The sequence below is a fragment of the Capillimicrobium parvum genome (assembly GCF_021172045.1).
Taxonomy (GTDB): Bacteria; Actinomycetota; Thermoleophilia; order Solirubrobacterales; family Solirubrobacteraceae; genus Capillimicrobium; species Capillimicrobium parvum.
The window spans coordinates 5,700,165-5,722,269 of record NZ_CP087164.1 but is presented as its reverse complement, the minus strand read 5'-3'; the positions used below and the strand labels follow the sequence as shown (position 1 = coordinate 5,722,269).

Here is a 22,105-nt window from a genome sequence, read left to right as displayed (position 1 = left end):
CACCATGACGGACCAGGCCCCAACCAGCGGCCCACGGTCCACCGGCACGGAGCCGGGCGTCCCCTCGGGGGCGCCCGCGCCGGCCGGTGCCGCGACCGCGGTCCCGGTGATCGAGCTCCGCGGCCTCACCAAGACCTTCGGCGGGGCGAAGGCGCTCGATGACGTCGATCTCACCGTCCTGCCGGGGGAGGTCCACGGCCTCCTCGGGGAGAACGGATCGGGCAAGTCGACCCTGATCAAGGTCCTCGCGGGCTACCACACCCCCGACGCGGTCGACCTCAAGATCAACGGGGAGCCGGTGAAGCTGCCGCTGCCGGCGGGCAGCTTCGGGGACCTGGGGCTCAGCTTCGTCCACCAGGACCTCGGACTGCTCCGGGATCTGACCGTCATCGAGAACCTGCGCATGGTCGACCTGGCGCAGTCGGGGTCCTGGCGGATCGACTGGCGCGCCGAGCGGCGGCGCGCGTATCAGCTCTTCGACGACTACGGGGTCTCGCTGGACCCCCACGCCCTCGTCAACGACATCAGCGAGACCGACCGCGCGCTGCTCGCGATCGTTCGCGCCACCGAGGGCATCAAGGCCGCCACCGGCGAGGACCGCCGCGGCCTGCTCGTCCTCGACGAGCCGACGGTGTTCCTGCCGCGGGAGGGCACGGAGCGGCTCTTCGCGATCGTACGCGACATCGTCGCCAACCACGCGAGCGTGCTGTTCGTCTCGCACGACCTCGACGAGGTCCGGCAGATCACCGACCGCGTCACGGTGCTGCGCGACGGCCGGGTGCACGGCACGGTCGTCACCGCGGAGGCCACGGAGGGTCAGCTGGTCGAGATGATCATCGGCCGCCGCCTCGCGCAGCTCGAGCTCGCGCGGCCCGACGCGTCGGGCCGCCGCATCGCCGCGACGGTCGACGGCCTGCGCGGACCCGGCGTGCGCGAGCTGTCCTTCGAGGTCCACGAGGGCGAGGTGCTGGGGCTCACCGGCCTGATCGGCTCCGGCTTCGACCAGGTGCCGTACCTGCTCTTCGGGGCGCGGCCGTGCGCCGCGGGCGAGATGCGCGTCGGCGACGCGACGTTCGCGCTGCGGTCGATGACGCCGAAGCGCGCACTGCGCGCGGGTCTGGCGCTCATCCCCGCCGACCGCCAGCGCGACGGCAGCGTCGGCTCGCTGCCGATCGGCGACAACATGATGCTCCAGGTCCTCGGCGACTACCAGCCCGCGCAGCTCCAGTTGCGGCGCATGCGCCGCAAGAGCCAGGAGCTCCTCAACGAGTACGACGTGCGGCCCCCGGATCCGGGGCTCGCGTACCAGTCGCTCAGCGGCGGCAACCAGCAGAAGGCGCTGCTGGCGAAGTGGCTGCAGACGGAGCCGCCGCTGCTGCTGCTCCATGAGCCGACCCAGGGAGTCGACGTCGGCGCGCGGGAGCAGATCTTCCGCACCCTGTCGGCGTCAGCGGAGCGGGGCATGGCGATCGTCTGCGCCAGTTCGGACTACGAGCAGCTCTCCGCCGTGTGCGACCGCGTCCTGGTGCTCGGCGCCGGCCGGATCGTCCGCGAGCTGTCCGGCGGCGAGGTCACCAAGGAACGCATTGCCGAGCAGGTGTACAACAGCGTCACGCTCGCCGAGGCGGAGCGAGTCCGGTGAGGGAGGACAAGACCATGGAGTCCAACACGTCCACGACCACGGCGGGCGATGCGCCGCCGCCGGCGGATGAGCGGCGCGGCGCGCGGGGCCGCAGCGCGAAGCTTCGGCCGGCCGACCTCTTCCAGCGCTACGCGCTGCTGCTGGCCTGGGGCATCGTCGTGCTGGTCTTCTGCCTGCTCAAGCCCGACACCTATGCGACGTCGGCGAACTTCCAGACGATCTTCGGCTCGCAGGCGGTGCTGCTGATCCTCGCGCTCGGGCTGATCCTGCCGCTGACCACCGGCGACTTCGATCTGTCGATCGCGGCGATGCTCACGCTCTCGTCGATGGTGCTGGCGATCCTGCAGGTACGTCACGGCTGGCCGCTCATCCCGGCGATCGTCGTGGTGCTGCTGCTCGGCGTCTTCGTCGGCTTCCTGAACGGCGGTCTGGTGGTCCTGCTCGGGATAGATTCGTTCATCGTCACGCTCGGCTCGGCGACCGTGATCCAGGGCATCGTCCTGTGGATCAGCGGGTCGAACACGGTCAGCGGCGTCAGCAACACGCTGATCGACTGGACGATCACGAACCGGTTCCTCGGGGTCTCGCTCGTCTTCTGGTACGGCGTGGCGCTGACCGTGTTCCTCGCGTACACCTTCACCTACACGGCGCTCGGCCGGCGCCTGCTGTTCGTCGGCCGCGGGCGCAACGTGTCGCGGCTGAGCGGCATCAACGTGGGCCGTGTCCGCTGGGGCGCGCTCGTGGCATCGGCGACCATCGCCGCGCTGGCCGGCGTCTTCTACACCGGCTCACTCGGCGGCGCGGACCCGACGTCGGGCCTGTCGTTCCTGCTGCCGGCCTTCGCAGCGGCGTTCCTGGGCGCCACGGCGATCACGCCGGGGCGCTTCAACCCGATCGGCACGTTCATCGCCGTGTTCTTCCTCGTCAGCGGCATCACCGGCCTGCAGCTGCTCGGCGCGCAGAGCTTCGTGCAGCAGCTGTTCTACGGCGGCGCGCTGATCCTCGCCGTTGCCCTGTCGCAGCTCGTGCGGCGCAAGGACATCAAGGACGACGCCGCTGCCGCACAGGCATGACCCGCGGCAACCGGAAGGAGGAGGAGTCGCGATGAGCCTGAAGCTCGGAGTCGACGTCGGAGGGACGTTCACGGACGTGCTGCTCGTCTCGGAGGAGACGGGGCAGCTGACGATCGCCAAGGTGCTCTCGACGCCCGGGGACCAGTCGGAGGGCGTGCTCGCAGGCATCCGGCAGGCCTGCGACACGCACGGCGTGTCGCTCGGGGAGCTCGACCTCATCCTCCACGGGTCGACGGTCGTGACGAACATGATTTTGGAGGAGAAGGGCGCGGTCGGAGGCCTCGTCACCACCGCGGGCCACGAGCAGATCCTCCACCTGGCGCGGGCGTGGACGCCTGGGCCGCTGTACGGGTGGATGGGCATGATCAAGCCGAGCCCGCTCGTGCCGCTGTGGCTCACCCGCGGCGTGGCGCAGCGCACCGACGCGGCCGGCGCGGTCGTCGCCGAGCTCGACGAGGACGGCGTGCGCGCCGCCGTGCAGGACCTGCTCGACGCCGGCACCGAGTCGCTGACGATCGCGTTCCTCAACGCGTACGTGAACCCGGCGCACGAGCGGCGGGCGCGCGAGATCGCGCTCGAGGTGCGGCCCGGCCTGCCCGTGTCGATCTCCTCCGACCTCGTGTCGGAGTACCGCGAGTACGAGCGCACGCTGACCGCGGTGCTCAACTCCTATACGCAGCCGCAGGTCATCAAGTACGTCGACGGCCTGGAGTCGCTGCTGCAGGACGGCGGGTTCGCCGGCCGCCTGAACATCGTCCGCTCCGACGGCGGCACGATGAGCGCGCGGTCCACGAAGGAGCGCCCGGTCGACATCGCGTTCTCCGGCCCCTCCGGCGGCGCCGTCGGCGCGGCCTACCTGGCGCGGCGCGCGGGCGTGCCGAACGTGCTGACCTTCGACATGGGCGGCACGTCGACCGACGTCGCGCTGTGCCGCGGCGGCGAGGTCGCGATCAAGCGCGAGGCCCAGCTCGGCTACTACCAGTTCCAGGCGCGCGGGGCCGACATCCACAGCGTCGGCGCGGGGGGCGGCTCGATCGCCTACCTGAACCTCGCCGGGGCGTTGAAGGTGGGGCCGCGCAGCGCGGGCGCCGACCCGGGCCCGGCCTGCTACGGCCGGGGCGGGGAGGAGCCGACGGTCACCGACGCCAACGTCGTCCTCGGGCGCCTGCCGGGCGGCTCGAAGCTCGGCGGCCGGCTCGCTCTCGACGTCGACGCCGCCCGCCGGGCGGTCGCCAAGGTCGCCGAGGGTCTCGGCATCGACGAGGTCGCCGCGGCGCAGGCGATCATCGACATCGCCAACGAGAACATGCACGCCGCCCTGCGCGTCGTGAGCGTCGAGCGCGGCTACGACCCGCGCGACTTCGGCCTCGTCGCCTTCGGCGGCGCCGGGCCGCTGCACGCCAACGCGCTGGCCCGGCTCATCGGCGCGGACCCGCTGATCGTGCCGACCACGCCGGGCGTGCTGAGCGCGTTCGGCTTCCTGGCCGCCGACGTGCAGAACGAGTTCGCGCGCACGTACCTGCGCATGGCCGAGGACACCCCTGGCGAGCACGTGCGCGGAGCCGTCGACGAGCTCGTCTCGGAGGCCGCCGCGTGGCTGCACGACGAGGAGGTCCACGCCGACGACCACGCGTTCGAGGTCTATGCGGACTGCCGCTATTACCGGCAGGACATCCAGATCCCGTGCTCGCTGGAGATCGAGGGGCTGACGAACGGCTACGCCGCGGTCCTGCGCGCGGCCTTCGAGACGGAGCACTCGCGCCGCTACGGCTTCGAGCTCGACGCGCCGGTGGAGATCGCCACCCTGCGCGTGGTGGGTCGGGGCGTCACGCGCGACATCGAGCTCGAGCTCGGCACCGGCACGGCCGACACCGACGCGCCCGTCGACCGCACCGAGCAGGTGCACTTCGACGGGACCTGGCACGAGGCGCCGATCTACGAGCGCGCGGAGCTGCGCGCCGGCCACCGGATCTCCGGGCCGGCGATCGTCGAGCAGGAGGATTCGACCACCGTCATCGAACCGGGCTACGCCGGCACCGTCGACGATGCGGGCAACATCATCATCCGGGAGGGCAACCGATGAGCGTCACCGACGACCGGGCTTCCGCACTGCCGGACTTCGTCCGCGAGCACGACATCGACCAGGTCACGCTCGACATCATCGAGAACACGCTGAGCAACGCCCGCTACGAGATGGACAGGGTGCTGGAGACGACGGCGGTCAGCCCCGTCATCCGCGAGCAGTCCGACCAGTTCCCGCTGATCGCCGACCGTCACGCGCGGATGGTGATCGGCCAGTTCGGCAGCGCGATCCCGACGATCCTCGAGCACTCGCCCTACGCGGTCTCCGACCTGCGCGACGGCGACGTCATCGCGCTCAACGACCCGTACATGTGCGAGGGCTCGGTCTCGCACACGCCGGACTTCCTGCTGCTGCGGCCGATCTTCTTCGAGGGCGACCTCGTCGGCTACTCGTCGCAGTGGGGCAACCTCATCGACGTGGGCGGCACTGCGGCCGGCAGCATGCCGATCAGCGCGCGCAGCATCTACCACGAGGGCGTGCGGATGCCCCCGATCAAGCTCTACGACCAGGGCCGGCTCAACGAGGAGGCGCTGCGGCTGTTCGCGCACAACACGCGGGCGCCGAAGGAGGTCGAGGCCGACATCAAGGCGATCGCCGCCGGCACGGCCGCGGGCGCCGCGCGCGTGCTCGATCTGTGCGAGCGCTACGGCAAGCGCACGTACCTCGAGGCGTGCGACGCGATCCTCAACCGCACGCGTTCGGCGGTCATCGAGCTGATCCGGACCTACCTGCCGGACGGCAAGAAGTTCTCGTTCGAGGACTTCGCCGACGACGACGGCCTCGGCACCGGCCCGATCAAGCTGAAGATGACGATGTGGCGCGAGGGCGACACGCTCAACGTGTCGTGGGAGGGCACCGACGGGCAGGTTCCGGGGTCGGTGAACTTCTACCTCAACCCCGAGATGTTCAAGATGTTCGTCGGGGTCTTCCTGATCATGGCGTTCGCGCCCGACGTCGTCTTCAACGACGGCTACTCGGACATCATCAACGTCCACATCCCGGACGGCTCGGTGCTCAAGCCCGAGTTCCCGGCGCCGCTCGGCAACCGGCTCACGCTCATGGCGCGCCACTTCGACGTGTTCGGCGCGGTGTTCTCGAAGATGCTCGGCCTCGAGTTCGCGGTGTCGGGCTCCTACGGGACGAGCCCGAACTTCGTCTACTCGGGCACGGACTCCAGGGGCGAGAACTACCAGATCCTCGAGATCCTCTACGGCGGCATCCCGGCCCGGCCGGCGGGCGACGGCCTCGACGGGCACTCGTGGTGGCCGCTGTTCAAGGCGGTCCCGACGGAGTACCTCGAGAAGTACTATCCGCTGCGCGTCGACTCCTACACGGTGCGCACGGACTCCGGCGGCGCCGGGTACCACCGCGGCGGCCACGGCGTCGCCAAGGAGTACACCTTCCTGGAGGACGGGCTGATCACCTTCCAGGACGATCGCGCCCAGACCCACCCGTGGGGCGTCAACGGCGGGATGTACGGGCAGAGCTCCGAGAAGCTGCTGATCCGGTCGGACGGCCGCGAATGGAAGCTGCCGTCGAAGGTCGAGAACGTGCCGGTCCGCAAGGGCGACCGGCTGATCTTCTCGACGGCCGGCGCCGGCGGCCTCGGCGACCCGCTCGACCGCGAGCCCGAGCGCGTGGCCACCGACGTGCGCTCCGGCCTGGTCACGGTCGAGGCCGCGCGCGGCGACTACGGCGTCGTCGTCAGCGCCGCCGGGGCGCTCGACGCGGACGCGACGGCGGCGGCCCGCGACGAGATCCGCGACACCCGCGAGCCGCGCCCGGACTTCGACTTCGGCCCGCTGCCGGCCGTCGACGAGCTGCGGCGCCAGATCGCCGACGAGCGCCGCGAGTTCGAGGCCGCCCTGGCGCGCGAGACCGACCTGGGCTGACTGCTGCCGCGCGCGCCGGCCGGCGAGCGCGGGCGCGCTCAGCCGGCTCGCCAGCGCGCGACCAGCGGCGCCCAGGACTCGAGGTCGGCGCCCTCGCCGGCCGTCAGGGCGACGCGGTCGACGCCGCGGGTGCGCGGGCCCAGGTCCTCGGCGAGTGCCTGCGGGGTCTCGCCGTAGGCGGCGAAGGTCGTGAGCTGCTCGTCGGTGACGAGCCCGGGCATGCGCCCCCAGCCGTCGCTGCGCGACAGCGCGTGCAGCTCCTCGAACAGGCCGCTCCACCCGTGCAGGTCGAGCACCTGGCGGTAGCCGGGGGTCGACCCGTAGAACGCGATGCGGCGGCGGATCGCCTCGAGCTCGTCGGGCGTCGTCGCGGCGAACTGGGCGACGGAGATCGCCACGTCCGCACCGGTGCGCCCGGCTCGCTCCACGCCCCGATCCAGCGCGGGGCGCACGACCTCGTCGACGAAGCGCGGGCTCTGTAGCGGATGCACGAGCAGCCCGTCCGCGACCTCGCCGGCGACCTCGATCATCCGCTCGCGCACGGCGGCCAGGTACACAGGCGGCGCGCCGTGCGGCTGGGGCCGCGGGCGGAAGGCCGGCGGCATCAGCGTGTGGGAGGTGAACTCACCGCGGAAGTCGAGGGGCTCGCCGGTCTCCCAGGACCGCCAGATCGCCCGCAGCGCGAGGACGTACTCGCGCATCCGCCGGGCGGGGTGCGACCAGGGGACGCCGAAGCGGCGCTCGACGTGGGCGCGGACCTGCGTGCCGAGCCCGAGGACGAAGCGCCCCCCGGTCAGGTCCTGGAGGTTCCAGGCCGTGTAGGCGACCTCCATCGGGGTGCGCGGGAAGGCGAGCGCGATCCCGGTACCGAGGCTCACGCGGCCGGTCGTCGTGGCGGCCAGGGCGAGCGGCAGGAACGGGTCGTTGTTCGTCTCGGTGACGACGACGCCGTCGAACCCCAGCTCCTCGGCGTGCCGCGCCCACGTCGCGCTGTCGGCGATCGGGATCGCACGCATCGTGGCGTCGAGCGCCGGAGGGCGGCCGGAGGTCGTCACGGCCGGGAGTATGGCGAATGTCCGACATCCGCCCTTCGGCGGCGGGACGTCAGCGCTCGAGCGCCTTGCGCAGCAGGTCGCGCAGCACGCGCTGCTCCTCGGGACCGAGTCGCAGCAGCGCCTCCGGCGGTTGCTCGAGGCGCTCCTTGATGCGCCGGCGCAGCTCCGCGCCCTCCGGCGTGACGACGAGCATCTTCACCCGGCGGTCGTGCGGGGCCGCCCGGCGCTCCACCAGGCCGCGGTCCTCGAGGCGGTCGATGATGCCGGTGACGTTCGAGTTGTCGCATGACAGCGCGTGCGCGAGCTGGCGCATGGGGACGGGCGATGCCGGGTCGAGCCACTTGAGCGCCATCATCTGGCCGGGCGCGAGATCGAACTCGGACGAGATGCACATCACGCGGCTGCGCTGCGACGCGACGAGCTCGTGCAGGAGGACCCACGCTTCGCTGGCCGCTGTCGGCCGCGCCGTGGCTGTCGGTGACATGGACCGATGATACTTGTTGGTTCCCACGGTTGACCACCGCAAGAATCCATCGGCTTCCCGCCGGTCGGCGTACATTGCACAGCGTGGGAAGCGTCCGCAGGCTCGACCCGGAGCATCTGGGCGATCATCTCGACCGGCTCTTCCGCGCCGCGTGGGCGATGTGCGGCCGCCGCGAGGACGCGGAGGACCTCGTGCAGGACACCTACGCCCGGGTGCTCGCGCGCCCGCGGCTGCTGCGCCGCGACGACGATCTGGGGTACCTGCTGCAGGTGCTGCGCAACACGCACATCACGCGCCTGCGGGCCTCGGCGCGCCGGCCCGTCTCGGCGCCGTGGCCCGAGGATCTCGAGCCGGCCGACGTGCGGACGTCCTGGGATCCCCAGGCGGCGCTCGACGTCTCCGCGCTGTTCGCCGCGATCTCCGAGCTGCCCGGCGACTTCCGCGACACGCTCGTCGCCGTCGACGTCGCCGGCCTGTCCTACGGCGAGGCCGGGCGCGCGCTCGGCGTGCCCGAGGCGACCATCACGACGAGGCTGCACCGCGCCCGCCGCAGGGTGGCCGACATGCTGTCCGCCCAGGACGTCGCGCCGGCCGCCGCGCCGTCCTCCGCGCCCGGCCGGAAGGATCCGGGACGGTGAGGCGTCCTCCAGGTCAGGAGACGATGCAGGAGACCGACGACATCGGCGCCGCGATCCGCGCGGCGGCGGCCACGGTCAGTGCTCCCGCGACGCTGCGGGAACGCGTGGTCGCAGACCAGGATCGGGGCCGCGTGCGGCACCGGCGTCGCTTCGGGCTGTTCGCCTCGGCCGGCGCGGTGGCCGCGGCGCTCATCGTCGCGCTCGTGCTCACCCTGCCCGGCGGCGGCACCGCACCCGTCGACCAGGCGGCCGAGCTCGCGCTCTCCGAGCCGGCCGGCGCGCCGCCCGCCCCGATGGCCGGCACGAACCGCCTGAAGGCCGTCGTCGACGACGTGGCGTTCCCCGACTGGTCGGCCAGCCACGGCTGGCGCGCGGTGGGCCAGCGTACGGGTCAGGTCGACGGGCGCGAGGCCAAGACCGTGTTCTACGAGAACGACGCCGGTCGCCGCATCGGCTACACGGTCGTCTCCGGCCCCCCGATCGCCGTCCCCGACGGCCGCCGCCGCACCGTCGCCGGCACCGACGTGACGCTGCTGCGCCACGAGGGCGCGACCGTCGCGACGTGGCGCGCGCGCGGCCAGACGTGCGTGCTCGCCGCCGAGGACGTCTCCGGCGACGAGCTGGCCAAGCTCGCCTCCTGGACCGGCTACTCGGCGTAGTCCGCCTCTGACGCACCGGCCGCGCTCGGCGCGCTCCGGCCGACGCCGGGGAGCCGGCGCGACGTGCGCGCTTAGGCTTCCCTAACATCCTGTGCCGTAAGGGCAGCCTAATAGATCGGTCAGGAGAAGTACGTATGCGCAGGACGATCCGCCACGCGGTCACATTTGCTTTGTCCATCGCGGTTGTCGTGCTCGTGGCGGCATGTGGCGGCGACGACTCGACGTCGACCGCGGCAAGCTCCGGAGCGACGAGCACGGGCGCGGACGACAAGCCGACGCTCACGCTCTACAACGCGCAGCACGAGGACCTGATGGCGGAGATGGTGGGCGCGTTCACCGACCAGACGGGCATCGAGGTCGAGGTCCGCAACGGCAGCGACCTGGAGATGGCCAACCAGATCGTGCAGGAGGGCGACGGGTCGCCCGCCGACGTGTTCGTGACCGAGAACTCCCCCGCGATGACGCTCGTCGCCAACAACGGCGGCTTCGCCAAGATCGGCGAGAAGACCATCGCGCAGGTGCCCGCCCGGTACCGGCCCGCCGACAACGACTGGGTCGGCTTCGCCGCCCGCGCGACCGTCCTCGCCTACAACACCGACATGCTCGCCCCGGATGAGCTGCCGGCGTCGATCATGGACCTGGCCGACCCGAAGTGGAAGGGCAAGTTCGGCTACTCGCCGACCGGCGCGGACTTCCAGGCGATCGCCAGTGCGGTCGTCGCGCTGGAGGGCGAGGCCGAGGGCAGACGCTGGATCGAGGGCCTGAAGGCCAACGGCGTGGCATACGAAGGCAACAGCACGGTGATGAAGGCCGTCAACGACGGCGAGGTCCCCCTCGGGGTCATCTACCACTACTACTGGTATCAGGACCAGGCCGAGGCGGGCGACAACAGCAACAAGGTCAAGCTGCACTTCCTGCGCAACGAGGACCCCGGCGCGTTCACGAGCGTCTCGGGCGCGGGCGTGCTGGCCTCCAGCAAGCACCCCGCCGAAGCGCAGCAGCTCGTCGAGTTCCTGACCGCCGAGGGCGGACAGCGGGTGCTCGCCGACAGCACGGCGCTGGAGTACACGGTCGCCAGCGATGTGCCGGCCAACCAGGTCCTCGAGCCGCTCGACTCCCTGCAGGCGCCGGTGATCGATCCGTCCAAGCTCAACAGCGAGACGGTCCTGACGATGATGCAGGACGCGGGGATCCTCTGAGCGTCCTGCCCTCGACCATCGGGGTGGCGCGGCTGCGGCCGCGCCACCCGGTCGGGCTTCTGGTCCTCGCCGTACCCGTCGTCGCGCTGACGCTGATCCCGCTCGGGTTCGTCGTCGACTACGCGATCCGGATCGGGCTCTCCGAGCTCTGGGCGCTGATCGACCGTCCGCGGACCGGTGTGCTCCTGGCCAACACGGTCAAGCTGACCGCGGCGTGCGTCGCGCTCAGCGCCGTGATCGGCACCGCCGCCGCTTGGGTGGTGGAGCGCACCGACCTGCCCGGCCGGCGGGTGCTGCACGTCCTGCTGGCGGCGCCGCTGGCGATCCCGGCGTTCGTCAACAGCTACGGCTGGATCTCGCTGACGCCGAAGGCGGCGGGCTTCGACGGCGCGCTGCTGATCGTGACGCTGTCGTACTACCCGCTGGTCTACCTGCCCGTGGCCGCCGCGCTGCACGGGCTGAACCCAGCGCTCGAGGAGACGTCCAAGAGCCTGGGCCACGGGTCCGTGAGCACGTTCCTGCGGGTCGTGCTGCCGCAGCTGCGCATCGCGCTCCTGGGCGGCTGCCTGCTCGTCGGGCTGCATCTGCTCGCGGAGTTCGGCGCGCTGCAGATGCTGCGCTATCCGACGTTCACGACCGCGATCTACGACCAGTACAAGTCGACGTTCAACGGGCCCGCCGCCTCGGCGCTGGCCACCGTCCTCGTCGTCGGCTGCCTGCTGCTGCTGCTCGCGGAGCTGCGGCTGCGGGGGTCGCGCCGCTACGCGCGCGTCGGCGGTGGAGCCGTTCGCGTCCCCCATCGCGTGCGCCTCGGCTGGGCCGCCCCACCGGTCCTGCTGGCCGTGTGGGCCGTGGTCGCACTGGCCATCGGGGTGCCCATCGGCAGCCTGATCCACTGGCTGCTCGTCGGCTCCTCGACCGCGTTTCCCGTGCACACGCTGATCTCGACGACCGCGACGTCCGTCGGACTCGGCCTGGTGGCCGCCTTGGTGACCACGGCCCTCGCGCTCCCGGTGGCGTGGCTGTGCGAGCGCCATCGCGGGCGACTGACCACCGTCCTCGAGCGCTGCACGTACTTCGGCAGCGGCCTGCCGGGCATCGTCGTCGCGCTCGCCTTCATCACGGTCACCATCCGCTGGGCGACGCCGCTCTACCAGACCACGGCGATGCTCATCGCCGCCTACGTGATCCTGTTCGTCCCGCGCGCGATGATCAGCCAGCGCGCGGCGATCGCGCAGGCGCCGGCCATCTTCGACGACGTCGCCCAGTCGCTCGGCGCCGGCCGACTGTCGAAGCTGAGGCGCGTCACGCTCCCGCTGCTGGCCCCGGGCCTGGGCGCCGGCGCGGCCCTCGTCTTCCTCGCGGTCGTCACCGAGCTCACGTCGACCCTGCTGCTCGCTCCGATCGGCACCGAGACCCTCGCCACGCAGTTCTGGAGCAAGTCCAGCAGCATCGCCTACGGCGCGGCCGCGCCGTATGCCGCCATGATGATCCTCATCTCCGCCCCCGCCACCCTCCTGCTCACCCGCGCGATGACCCGCACCACGAACCCATGAGCCGGGTCGAGGTCCGCGACGTCTCCAAGCGCTTCGGCGCGACACCCGTGCTCGACGGAGTGTGCCTCGACGTGCCGGAGTCGGCGCTCACCGCGGTGCTGGGCCCCTCCGGCTGCGGCAAGACGACGCTGTTGCGCCTCATCGCCGGCTTCAGCCATCTCGACGCCGGGACGATCACGGTGGCCGGCGAGACGGTCTCCGCTCCCACGCGCCACGTGCCGGCCCAGCGCCGCCGGATCGGATACGTCCCGCAGGAGGGCGCCCTGTTTCCCCACCTCGACGTCGCCGCCAACATCGCGTTCGGCCTGCCCCGCCGCAGCCGGCGTCGGGCGCCGCGCGTGGACGAGATGATCGAGCTCGTCGGCCTGGACCCCGCCCACCGCGGCCGCTTCCCCCACGAGCTCTCGGGCGGCCAGCAGCAGCGTGTCGCGCTCGCGCGGGCCCTCGCGCCCCGACCGTCGATCGTGCTGCTCGACGAGCCCTTCGCGTCGCTGGACGCGGGCCTGCGCCACGCCACCGGCCGCGCGGTCGCGGACGCCCTCGCCGCCGCCGGTGCCACCGCCGTGCTCGTCACCCACGACCAGTCCGAGGCGCTGTCGCTCGCGACCCAGGTCGCGGTGATGCGCGATGGCCGCATCGTCCAGGCCGACACCCCCGACCGCGTGTACCGCGCTCCCGCCGACACCGCCGTCGCCGCGTTCGTCGGTGGTGCCGTCGTCCTCCCGGCCACGATCGCCGCCGGCACCGCGGCCTGCGCGCTGGGCACGCTCACCACCGAGCGGACCGGCTGCGATGCGGACGTCGTCGAGGGTGAGGTCCTCATCCGGCCCGAGCAGATCGAGCTGCGCGACGACGACGCGGCCGGCGTCGCCGCACGCGTCGTGCGGATCGACTACTTCGGCCATGAGGCAGCGGTGCAGCTGGAGGTCCTGGGCTCGGCGACACCGGTCGCCGCGCGGGTTCTCGGCGCCGACCTGCCGTCCGTGGGGGCGATCGTCGGACTCGCCGTGCGAGGCGACGTGCGCGTCTACACGCCCGGCGCGACGGAGAACGTCCACGAAGCGGCCGCCCACCGGTACGCGACCTCGCGGTTGACGCTCGACCGCAGGCGCGCGCCGGACGCGACGAGCGTCGTCGGACACCGCGACGCTCGTGATCCCGTCTGACCCGGCGGGACCCGCGACCGGTGCCGAGCGCTACGACACGGCGCTGCCCGCCGCCGCGGCGAGCGCCTCGCGCTGCTCGGCCTCCGAGCGGATCGCCTCCTCGTCGAAGCGGAAGTACGAGCGCGGCGGCAGCTGGCCCCACGCGTTCGAGGCGTGCGGGTCATCGGGGAACCGGCGCGGCTCGTGGTCGGCCTGCAGCTGCTCCATGTCGCTGTAGAGCTCGACGAACAGCTCCTCCTCGGGCATGCGCACGTAGGCGAAGAGGTTCTGCGCCATCGAGTGGCGGCCGGGGCCCCAGGTGATCCACCGCCCGTGCTGGGCGAGGTGGTCGAGCGCGACCCGCATCTCGCCGAAGTCGACGAGCTCGAACGCGACGTGGTGCAGGTGGCAGTAGCCCTTGTCGAGGAACGCGAGCACGTGGTGGTCGCCGTTGACGTGCAGCCAGACGGCGTCGTCGCCGATCCAGTCGGTGATCGCGAAGCCGAGCACGCGCTCGTACCAGCCGGCGATGCGCGGCGTGTCGGCGGTGAGGTAGTTGACGTGGCCGAGCTTGCGCGGCCGGTGGGCGAGCAGCGTGCCGGTGCGGCGGGCGACGGGCGGCCAGCGGTCCTCGGAGCGCTCGGGCACGCGGCGCTCGATGACGAGCACGCCGTTGCCGTCGCAGTCCTCCAGGCGCAGACCGCGGCCGCGCACCGGCACGTCGACCTCGCGCGGCTTCACGCCGGCCGCCTCGAGCCGTTCGCGCGCCTCGCCGAGGGTGATGCCGGGCCGCAGCTCGTACGCAACGTGCTCGATCCCGGGCGCGGCGGAGCCGGCGGGCACGAGCTCGAGGCAGAAGTCCTCATAGCCGCAGCGCAGCAGGCCGCCCTCGCCGCTGAGCCCGTGCAGCAGGCTCCAGCGCTCACGTGCCTCGTCGACGTCGGCCACGCGCAGGGTGACGTGGTGGATCCAGCCGATCATGGCGTCCCTCCCTCGCCGGCATAGAGCGCCGTGCGCTCGCAGACGGTCTTGACGTCGCAGTAGAAGTCGAACGAGTGATGGCCGCCCTCGCGGCCGATGCCGGAGTCGCGCGCGCCGCCGAACGGCGTCTCGAGGTCGCGCACGTAGAAGCAGTTGACCCACACCGTGCCCGCCACGACGGCGCCGCTCACGCGGTCGGCGCGCGCGGCGTCGCCGGTGTAGATCGTCGCGGCCAGGCCGTAGTCGGTGCCGTTGGCCAGCGCGACCGCCTCGGCCTCGTCCGCGAAGGCCTGCAGCGTCAGCACGGGGCCGAACACCTCGCGCTGCAGGATCTCCGCGTCCGCCGGGATGTCGGTGAAGAGCGTCGGCGCGTAGTAGAGGCCGCCGAGGGACTCGCCGCCGAACACGAGCCGCGCACCCTGCTCGCGTGCGCGGGCGACGTGACCGGTGACGCGCCCGAGGGCGACCGGGTGGATGAGCGGCCCGTACGTCGTGCCTGCCTCGCGCGGGTCGCCGACCGCGATCTCGTCCGCCGCGGCGCGCAGGCGCTCGAGGAACTCATCGAGGATCGAGCGCTGGACGAGCAGCCGGGTGCCCGCGAGGCAGACCTGGCCGGAGTTGTCGAACTGGTACGCGGCGGTCCGCACGGCGGCGTCCAGGTCGGCGTCCTCGAAGACGATGAACGGCGACTTGCCTCCGAGCTCGAAGGACACGGGCGTGAGCTGGGCGGCGGCGTCGCGGTACACGACGTGGGCGGTCGCCGGCGAGCCGGTGAACGCCACGCGGTCCACGCCGGGGTGGCCGGTCAGCGGCGCGCCCGCCTCGGCGCCGGTGCCGTGCACGACGTTGAGCACGCCGGGCGGCAGGCCGGCCTCGTCGGCGAGGTCGCCGAGCAGCGAGCACGTCAGCGGCGCCCACTCCGGCGGCTTGAGCACCACCGTGTTGCCCGCGGCGAGCGCGGGGCCGACGCGCCAGGTGGCGAGCATGAACGGCGCGTTCCAGGGCGTCGACACCGCCACGACGCCCGCCGGGTCGTGGCGGACGCGGTTGCGCTCGCCGCCGTGCAGGGTGCGCGGCGGCTCGGCCAGGCGCTCGGCGGCGTAGTCGGCGAAGAAGCGGACGTTGTTCGCGGCGCGGGGCAGCACGCGCTGCTCCATCGCCTCGTGGATCGAGCCGTTGTCGACGCACTCGACCGCGGCGAGGCGCGGCACCGCGGCGTCGATCGCGTCGGCCAGCCGGGAGAGCGCGGCGTGGCGGCCGCCGGGGCCGAGGGCGGCCCAGGCGGGGAACGCACGGCGCGCGGCGGCGACGGCGGCATCGACCTCGGCGGCGCCGCCGCGGGCGACGTCGGCCAGCTTCCAGTCGGCCCAGTCGATCGGGCTGCGGACCTCGAACGTGTCCGCGGACGCCACCCGGTGGCCGTCGATGTAGTGCTCGGTGGGGACCTCGACGCCCTCGACCTCAGTCATCGGCCTCTGCCTCCTTGACGGTCAGCACGACGCGCCGCAGCAGGTCCGCGAGGGTCTCCTGCTCCGCGCGGGAAAGGCCGGCGCAGAGCGCGGACTCGCCGGCGTTGAAGCGCGGGAACACGCCCTCGATCAGCTCGCGGCCGGCGGGGGTCAGCTCGAGCCGCACGAGCCGGCGGTCGCGGTCGTGGCCCGTGCGCTCGACGAGCCCGCGGCGCTCGAGCGTGTCGCAGACGCCGCTGACCGTCGCGCGGGTGACGCCCATCGAGGCCGCGAGCGCCCGGGTCTCCATCGCGCCCCACACCCAGAGGTTGAACAGCAACGAGAAGCCGGTCCACGAGAGGTCGTCGTCGCGCAGGACCTGCCGCTCGAGGTGCGTGCGCATCGTCTGGGCGGCGCGCCAGATGTTCGAGGCGGCCGCCATCGCGGCGTGGTCGATGTCCATCCCGGCGACGCGGGCCAGGACGTCGGCCTCCTCCGGGACGAACAGCGGCGCGGTGGCGGGCTCGGGTGCCATGTCGAGCAAGAACGTTAGGACCCTAACGAGCTGGCGTCAAGCGCCGCTGCCGGCGAACGCGTGGGGCGGCCGGCGCGTTTCCGGCGTCAGGCGCCTTGAACGCGACAGGACCGGGGCCGCCGAGCCCGCCCGCCCCGCCCCGCGCCGAGCCGCCCCGCGCCGCGCCGCGCCGCCCGCCCCGCGCCGCCCGCCCCGCGCCGCGCCCGCCCGCCCCGAGCCCGCGCCGAGCCCGCCCGCCCCGCGCCGAGCCCCGAGCCCGCGCCGAGCCCCCCGGGTTGGCTCAGATCGGCAGACCCGGGTCGTCCACGCCGACCACGCGCGTCCCCCGGTAGGCCTCGAGCGCCTCGCGGGCGCCGTGCCCGCCGATGCCGCTCGTCCCCCAGAACGACTGCGCCGCGGCAGGCGCGAGGTCCAGCAGGTGCGTGCCGCCGATGCGGACCTCGCCGGCGCGCAGCTCGCGCCCGAGCGCGAACGCGCGGTCGGCGTCGGCGCTGAACACGTAGGCGGCGAGGCCGTCGCCGGTTGCGTTGGCGGCCGCGAGCGCCGCCTCGTCGCCACCGACCGCGTGCAGCGTCAGGACCGGCCCGAAGATCTCCTCGCGCACGGTGCGGTCGGCGAACGCGACGATCGTCGGCGAGAGGAACGCGCCGCCGTCCGGCACGGGCGCCGTGGCGAGCGCGTCGCCGCCCAGCGCGCGGACCTGGGCGAGCACGTGGTCGCGGTGCGCCCGGCGGGCGAGCGGGCCCATCGCGCTCGAAGGGTCCAGCGAGCCACCCACGCGAACCTGCACGAGCGCCGCCCGCAGCGCATCGAGGAGGTCGTCGTGGCGCGCGACCGCGACGAACACGCGGCGCGGCGCCTCGCACCACTGGCCGTTGAGCTTCGTCGCGCCGGCGGCCAGCGCCGCCGCGGCCTGCGCCACGTCCGCGTCGGCGCACACGATCGCCGGGTTCGACGCCCCGAGCTCGAGCTGCAGCGCGGCCATCCGCGGCATCGCCGCCGCGGCCACCGCGCGCCCCGCCGCGAGGCCGCCGGTGAGCGAGACGACCGCGATGCGCGCGTCGCCCGCCAGCGCGAGCGCCACGTCCGGCCCCCCGTGGACGACGGCCAGCGCCCCGGCCGGCAGGTCCGCCTCGGCCGCCGCGCGCGCGATGTGGCCCGCCGCCTGCGGTGCGTGCTCGGAGGGCTTGAGGATCGCCGGGCAGCCGGCGGCGAGCGCGTGGGCGACCTTCGACACCGCCACCGGGGCGGGAGCGTTCCACGGGGTCAGCAGCGCGGCGGGTCCCCACGGCCGGCGCAGCAGCTCCACGCGGCGCCCGCCGGCGGGCAGCGTGCGCTCGTCACCCGCCTCGCGCGCGGTGGCGACCGCGCCGCGCACGACGTCGCCGAGCGATCCCGCGATCGCCTCCGTGACCGAGATCGGCACGCCGGTGTCGATCGCCTCGGCCCGCGCGACCGCGCCGGCGCGCGCGTCGAGCGCGTCGGCGAGGCGCTCCAGGGCGCCGGCGCGCTCGTCGAAGGCCAGCCGCGCCCAGCCTGAGTCCGCGGCGCCGGCCAGCGCCCCCTCGACGCGGGCCGGATCGCTCCCTCGCGCCGGCCCGAGCGGCCGCCCGTCGTTGGGGTCCTCGAGCTGCTCGAGAAGCGCCACCGACGGCGCGCCGAGCCGGCCCGCGACCAGCTCGGTCAGCTCGACGTCGTCCACGCGCGCTCCGCGGCCGCCGCCACGAGCCACCGGAAGGCCGGGTCCGGCATCGGGTGGTACTCCGGATGCCACTGCACGCCGAGCAGCGGCTCGTCGGCGTGCTCGAGCGCCTCCACGAGCCCGTCGGGCGCGTGCGCGGCGGCGTGCAGGCCGGCGCCGAGCGTGCCGACGCCCTGGCGATGGACGCTGTTGACCTCGGTCTCGGCGCCGTAGAGGGCGGCGGTCTCGGTGCCGGGCATGCACGCGATCCGATGGCCGGGCTGATCGAACGGCGCGTGGCGGCGGTCGTGCTCGTCGAGTCCGTCGACGAGCGTGCCGCCGAGCGCCACGTTGAGCAGCTGCATCCCGCGGCAGACGCCGAGCACGGGCAGCGCCGCCGTCCGCGCCGCGTCGAGCAGGGCGAGCTCGGCGGCATCGCGCGCCGGGCTGGTGACGCGCGCGCCGCTCGCGCCCGAGCGGGCGGGGTCGACATCCTCGCCGCCGGAGAGCAGCAGGCCGTCGAGCCGCTCGACGAGCGCCTCGGGGTCGTCGGCGGCGAACGCGAGCAGGAAGGGCAGGCCGCCCGCGGCGCGCACCTGGGCGGCGAGCCCGCCGAAGTGCACGACCGCCGTCTCCTCGCCGAGCAGCGCGGCGTCCTGCGGGTACAGGTCCGCGGCGCGCACCCGGCGCGCGGTGATGCCGATGAGCGGGAGCGCCATTGGTATTGAACGTAGACCACGGTGCCTATAGGGTCAAGCGCCGTGGCGCTCGATCCGCTGCAGCCCTTCTCCAGCCAGCTTCCGGTGCGCGTGCGCTTCGGCGACGGCGTCGCCGGCGAGCTCCCGGCGGTGCTCGAGTCGCTGGGCGCCGGCCGGCCGATCGCGTTCGTCGACGCCGCCGTCGCCCGGCTTCCGGCCGTGACGGCGGCGCTGCCCGCCGGCACCACGCTGCGCGTCGTCGCCGCGGGCGAGCCCACGATCGCGTCGGTCGATGCGGCCGGCGAAGACGTCGCCGGGCACGACGCGGTCGTCGCCATCGGCGGCGGGTCGGTGCTCGACACCGCCAAGGGCGCCCGCCTGGTCGCGACCGCCGGCGGGTCGATCCGGCGCTTCGCGTGGCCCGGCGAGCCCGAGCCGGTCCCGCCGCCCGGGATCCCGCTCGTCACCCTGCCGACGACCGCGGGCACCGGCTCCGAGGTCACCGGCGGCGTCGTCATGGTCGACCCGGAGCGCGAGCTCAAGTGCGGTGCGGCGAGCCCGCACAACCGGGCCCAGGACTGCCTCGTCGACCCGCGGCTCACGCATTCGCTGCCGCCCGCGCCGTCGCTGTACGGCGGCCTCGACGTGCTCGCCCAGGCCATCGGCGCGATCGTCGCCGCCACCCGCACGCCGGTCGCCGACGCCCTCGCGCTCGAGTCGCTGCGCCTCGTGCGCGACGCGCTGCCCGCCGTCGTGGCGGACGGGGCCGACGCGGGCGCCCGCAGCCGCATGGCCTGCGCCAGCCTGCTCGCGGGCTTCGCGATGAACCTCTCGGAGGCCGGCACCGACCACTCCCTCGGCCACGCGCTCGGCGTGCGCCACGGCATCCCGCACGGGCTGAGCGTCGCGCTCGTGCTCGCCGAGTCGATGGAGCACGACCGTCTCGCGGTGCCCGGCTGCTTCGAGCGGATCGCCGACGCGCTCGGCGCCCCCGCCGACGGCAGCGCCGACGGCACCCGCGCCGTGCGCGCGGTGCGCGCGCTGCTGGCCGCCGTCGGCTGCCCCACCCTGTCCGCGCAGGGCGTGACCGGGGCCGACGTCGAGCCGCTCGCCGAGGTCGCCCAGCGCGCGTGGATCCCGGTCGAGCCCGGCCCGTGGACGCCCGAGGACATCGCCGGCGCCTACCGCCGCGCGCTCGCCATCGAGCACCGAGCCGCCCCAGAGGAGGAGCGCCATGCCGGAGCCGCCTGACGCCGCGTCGCTGCGCGAGGCGGGCGTCGAGCTCGTCCGCGTCTCCTACGCCGACCTGCACGGCGTCTGCCGCGGCAAGGACGTCCCGATCGACGCCTACGACGCGGTGCGCGCGCACGGGATCGCGCAGACCGAGGCGGTCATGACGATCGACCTGCGCCACAACGTCATCGCCGGCTTCGAGCACGGCTTCCGCGACTTCTGGGCGATCCCGGAGCCGGCGACCCTCGTGCGGATGCCCGGCGACCCGGCCGTCGCGTGGTGCCTGGCCGGCACCCGCCGCCTCGACGGGCCGTTCCCGCTCGATCCCCGGTACGCGCTCAGACAGGCGATCGCCGGCCTCGCCCGCCACGGCCTCGGCGCGGTGGTGGCCCCCGAGCTCGAGTTCTACCTCGTCGAGCCGCGGACCTGGCGCTCCTACGTGGCCCACGACTCGTCGGTCTACACGTGCGGGCCGGTCTCCGACCCGGGCGGCGTCGTGCGGGAGATCCTGCGCACGGCCCGCGACCTCGGCCTGCAGCCGATCGTGTCCTCGCAGGAGTACGGGCGCGGGCAGTACGAGATCAACCTCCGCCACGGCGAGGCGCTCGAGTCCGCCGACCGCTCGTTCCGCTTCAAGGCGATGGCCAAGGAGGTGGCGGCCCGGCACGGCCTGCTCGCGACGTTCATGGGCCAGCTGCGCGACGACGACGAGGGCTCGGGCCTGCACCTGCACGTCTCGTGCACGGGCGAGGACGGCGCCAACGCCTTCGCCGACCCTGCCGCGCCCGACGGACTGAGCGCCGCCGCGCGGCACTTCGCCGCGGGAGTGCTCGCGCACCTGCCCGCCCTCACCGCCTTCCTGAACCCGACGGTCAACGCCTACCGCCGCTTCATCGTCGAGAGCCTCGCGCCCACGCACGTCAACTGGGGGGTCGACAACAAGCTCGCCGCGGTCCGCGTCCCGGCCGAGGGCGGCGAGGCCGCGCGGTTGGAGCTGCGCACCGGGGACGGCACGGCGAACATCCATCTCGCCGTCGCCGCGGTCATCGCCGCCGGCACCGACGGCCTCGCGCGCGAGCTCGCCCTGGGCGAGCCCGTGTCCGGCAACCCGTACGAGCTCGGCGACGAGCGGCTCGGCCCGCAGCTGCCGAAGACGCTCGGTGCCGCGCTCGACGCGCTCGCCGCCGACCGCCTGCTCGTCGACGCGATCGGCGAGGAGCTGTGCGCGACCTACACCATGATCAAGCGCTACGAGCTCGATCGGTGGCACGCCGAGCTGGCGCGGGTGACCGACTGGGAGCGCGATGAGTACGCCCACCACCTCTGAGGCGCTCGCCGCGGCCACGACGCTCGTGCCGCTGCGCATCCCCGCCGCGCACGAGGTCTGCGCCGACCGCCTCGAGCGCGCGATCCACTCCGGCATGTTCGTCACCGGCGAGCGGCTGCCCAGCGAGCGCGATCTCGCCGCGCAGCTCGGCGTCTCGCGCGTGACGCTGCGCGAGGCGCTCGCCCGCCTGGAGGGCTCGGGCCACCTCGTGCGCACCCGCGGCGCCCAGGGCGGGGCGGTCGTCGCCGCGCCGGACGAGGCGATGCTGCGCGCCCGGCTGCTCGCCCGCCTCGACGAGCTCGCCGACCTGTCGCAGTTCCGCGCGGTCATCGAAGGCGGCGCGGCGCGGCTGGCCGCCGAGCGGGCCGGCCCGGCCGAGCACGCGGCGCTCCGGGCGGCGCTCGACGCCCTGCCCGAGGACGACCCGCGCGCCTTCCGCCGCGCGGACACCGCGTTTCACCTCGCGGTCGCGCACGCGGCCGGCAACGCCGTCCTGCTCCGCGCGGTCGCCGACGCGCGCGAGCGCATGTTCTCCCTCAGCGACGCCCTGCCCTGGCACGTCGTGCTCGAGACCACGCGCGCCGGGCACCTCGCCGTGGTCGAGGCGATCGAGGCGCGCGACGGCGACGGGGCGCGCGCCGCGATGGAGGCGCACGTCGCCATCGCGCAGCGCGAGCTCGAGCAGGTCCTGCGCGGCGCGTAGGCCGGCCGCTACCCGCCGGCGCCCATCGCCCGCCACGCGTCGAACAGCCGGAACGCCTGCGCCCGCACGGCGC

At 73.9% G+C, this 22,105-nt stretch carries 19 protein-coding genes; 12 read left to right on the top strand and 7 right to left on the bottom strand.

The genetic code is table 11. The features are described 5' to 3' along the window. The first annotated feature begins 4 nt into the window (after positions 1-4). Genes DSM104329_RS27700 through DSM104329_RS27685 form a run of 4 tightly spaced genes read left to right on the top strand, consistent with a single transcriptional unit; the run spans position 5 to position 6,690 of the window. Positions 5-1,642, top strand: a complete 1,638-nt coding sequence (locus tag DSM104329_RS27700; RefSeq protein ID WP_259313107.1) for a sugar ABC transporter ATP-binding protein — start codon at positions 5-7, stop codon at positions 1,640-1,642. Positions 1,643-1,656: 14 nt separating this feature from the next. After that, the gene (locus tag DSM104329_RS27695; protein WP_259313106.1) at positions 1,657-2,715 is read left to right on the top strand and encodes an ABC transporter permease; all 1,059 of its coding nucleotides are present in this window, start codon (positions 1,657-1,659) and stop codon (positions 2,713-2,715) included. A 31-nt stretch (positions 2,716-2,746) separates the two neighbouring features. Further along, the gene (locus DSM104329_RS27690) at positions 2,747-4,798 is read left to right on the top strand and encodes a hydantoinase/oxoprolinase family protein (protein WP_259313105.1); all 2,052 of its coding nucleotides are present in this window, start codon (positions 2,747-2,749) and stop codon (positions 4,796-4,798) included. Continuing rightward, positions 4,795-6,690, top strand: a complete 1,896-nt coding sequence (locus DSM104329_RS27685; protein ID WP_259313104.1) for a hydantoinase B/oxoprolinase family protein — start codon at positions 4,795-4,797, stop codon at positions 6,688-6,690. Before DSM104329_RS27690 ends, DSM104329_RS27685 begins: the two co-directional genes overlap by 4 nt. A 38-nt stretch (positions 6,691-6,728) precedes the next feature. Here DSM104329_RS27685 and DSM104329_RS27680 read toward each other — a convergent pair whose 3' ends face one another. Then, positions 6,729-7,745: a TIGR03617 family F420-dependent LLM class oxidoreductase gene (locus DSM104329_RS27680; RefSeq protein WP_259313103.1), complete on the bottom strand. Its 1,017-nt coding sequence runs from the start codon at positions 7,743-7,745 to the stop codon at positions 6,729-6,731. Positions 7,746-7,794: 49 nt separating this feature from the next. Beyond that, positions 7,795-8,229: a MarR family winged helix-turn-helix transcriptional regulator gene (locus DSM104329_RS27675; protein WP_259313102.1), complete on the bottom strand. Its 435-nt coding sequence runs from the start codon at positions 8,227-8,229 to the stop codon at positions 7,795-7,797. A gap of 83 nt (positions 8,230-8,312) precedes the next feature. Between DSM104329_RS27675 and DSM104329_RS27670 the strand changes: the two genes are divergently transcribed. From DSM104329_RS27670 to DSM104329_RS27650, 5 genes are all read left to right on the top strand, one after another. Continuing rightward, positions 8,313-8,867: an RNA polymerase sigma factor gene (locus DSM104329_RS27670; protein ID WP_259313101.1), complete on the top strand. Its 555-nt coding sequence runs from the start codon at positions 8,313-8,315 to the stop codon at positions 8,865-8,867. Further along, a complete protein-coding gene (locus tag DSM104329_RS27665) occupies positions 8,864-9,526 on the top strand; it encodes a hypothetical protein (protein WP_259313100.1) in 663 nt (220 codons plus the stop codon). Before DSM104329_RS27670 ends, DSM104329_RS27665 begins: the two co-directional genes overlap by 4 nt. 134 nt (positions 9,527-9,660) lie before the next feature. Continuing rightward, a complete protein-coding gene (locus tag DSM104329_RS27660) occupies positions 9,661-10,725 on the top strand; it encodes an iron ABC transporter substrate-binding protein (RefSeq protein WP_259313099.1) in 1,065 nt (354 codons plus the stop codon). Between the two features lie 23 nt (positions 10,726-10,748). Then, entirely contained in the window at positions 10,749-12,281 is a 1,533-nt protein-coding gene (locus DSM104329_RS27655; protein WP_259313098.1) for an ABC transporter permease, read from the top strand. Then, a complete protein-coding gene (locus tag DSM104329_RS27650) occupies positions 12,278-13,447 on the top strand; it encodes an ABC transporter ATP-binding protein (RefSeq protein ID WP_259313097.1) in 1,170 nt (389 codons plus the stop codon). Before DSM104329_RS27655 ends, DSM104329_RS27650 begins: the two co-directional genes overlap by 4 nt. Before the next feature lie 30 nt (positions 13,448-13,477). Here DSM104329_RS27650 and DSM104329_RS27645 read toward each other — a convergent pair whose 3' ends face one another. The 5 genes from DSM104329_RS27645 to DSM104329_RS27625 all read right to left on the bottom strand — a co-directional run bounded on the left by DSM104329_RS27645 (position 13,478) and on the right by DSM104329_RS27625 (position 18,790). After that, a complete protein-coding gene (locus DSM104329_RS27645) occupies positions 13,478-14,407 on the bottom strand; it encodes a VOC family protein (RefSeq protein ID WP_259313096.1) in 930 nt (309 codons plus the stop codon). After that, positions 14,404-15,876 (bottom strand): aldehyde dehydrogenase family protein, encoded by a 1,473-nt coding sequence (locus DSM104329_RS27640; RefSeq protein ID WP_259313095.1) that lies wholly within the window; start codon positions 15,874-15,876, stop codon positions 14,404-14,406. Before DSM104329_RS27640 ends, DSM104329_RS27645 begins: the two co-directional genes overlap by 4 nt. Then, positions 15,869-16,390, bottom strand: a complete 522-nt coding sequence (locus tag DSM104329_RS27635) for a MarR family winged helix-turn-helix transcriptional regulator (RefSeq protein WP_259313094.1) — start codon at positions 16,388-16,390, stop codon at positions 15,869-15,871. The genes DSM104329_RS27640 and DSM104329_RS27635 overlap by 8 nt, the downstream gene beginning before the upstream one ends. A 280-nt stretch (positions 16,391-16,670) precedes the next feature. Further along, positions 16,671-18,092, bottom strand: coding sequence for an aldehyde dehydrogenase family protein (locus DSM104329_RS27630; protein ID WP_259313093.1), 1,422 nt, complete (start codon positions 18,090-18,092; stop codon positions 16,671-16,673). Next, positions 18,074-18,790, bottom strand: coding sequence for a gamma-glutamyl-gamma-aminobutyrate hydrolase family protein (locus DSM104329_RS27625; RefSeq protein ID WP_259313092.1), 717 nt, complete (start codon positions 18,788-18,790; stop codon positions 18,074-18,076). Before DSM104329_RS27625 ends, DSM104329_RS27630 begins: the two co-directional genes overlap by 19 nt. A gap of 42 nt (positions 18,791-18,832) precedes the next feature. Here DSM104329_RS27625 and DSM104329_RS27620 point away from each other — a divergent pair, with 42 nt between their 5' ends. From DSM104329_RS27620 to DSM104329_RS27610, 3 genes are read left to right on the top strand one after another with little or no spacing between them, the layout of a single operon-like run. After that, positions 18,833-20,020, top strand: coding sequence for an iron-containing alcohol dehydrogenase family protein (locus tag DSM104329_RS27620; RefSeq protein WP_259313091.1), 1,188 nt, complete (start codon positions 18,833-18,835; stop codon positions 20,018-20,020). Further along, complete coding sequence (locus DSM104329_RS27615; RefSeq protein ID WP_259313090.1) at positions 20,004-21,329, top strand: glutamine synthetase family protein; 1,326 nt, start codon at positions 20,004-20,006, stop codon at positions 21,327-21,329. The genes DSM104329_RS27620 and DSM104329_RS27615 overlap by 17 nt, the downstream gene beginning before the upstream one ends. Continuing rightward, positions 21,307-22,032 (top strand): FadR/GntR family transcriptional regulator, encoded by a 726-nt coding sequence (locus DSM104329_RS27610; protein ID WP_259313089.1) that lies wholly within the window; start codon positions 21,307-21,309, stop codon positions 22,030-22,032. Before DSM104329_RS27615 ends, DSM104329_RS27610 begins: the two co-directional genes overlap by 23 nt. Positions 22,033-22,105: the final 73 nt, after the last annotated feature.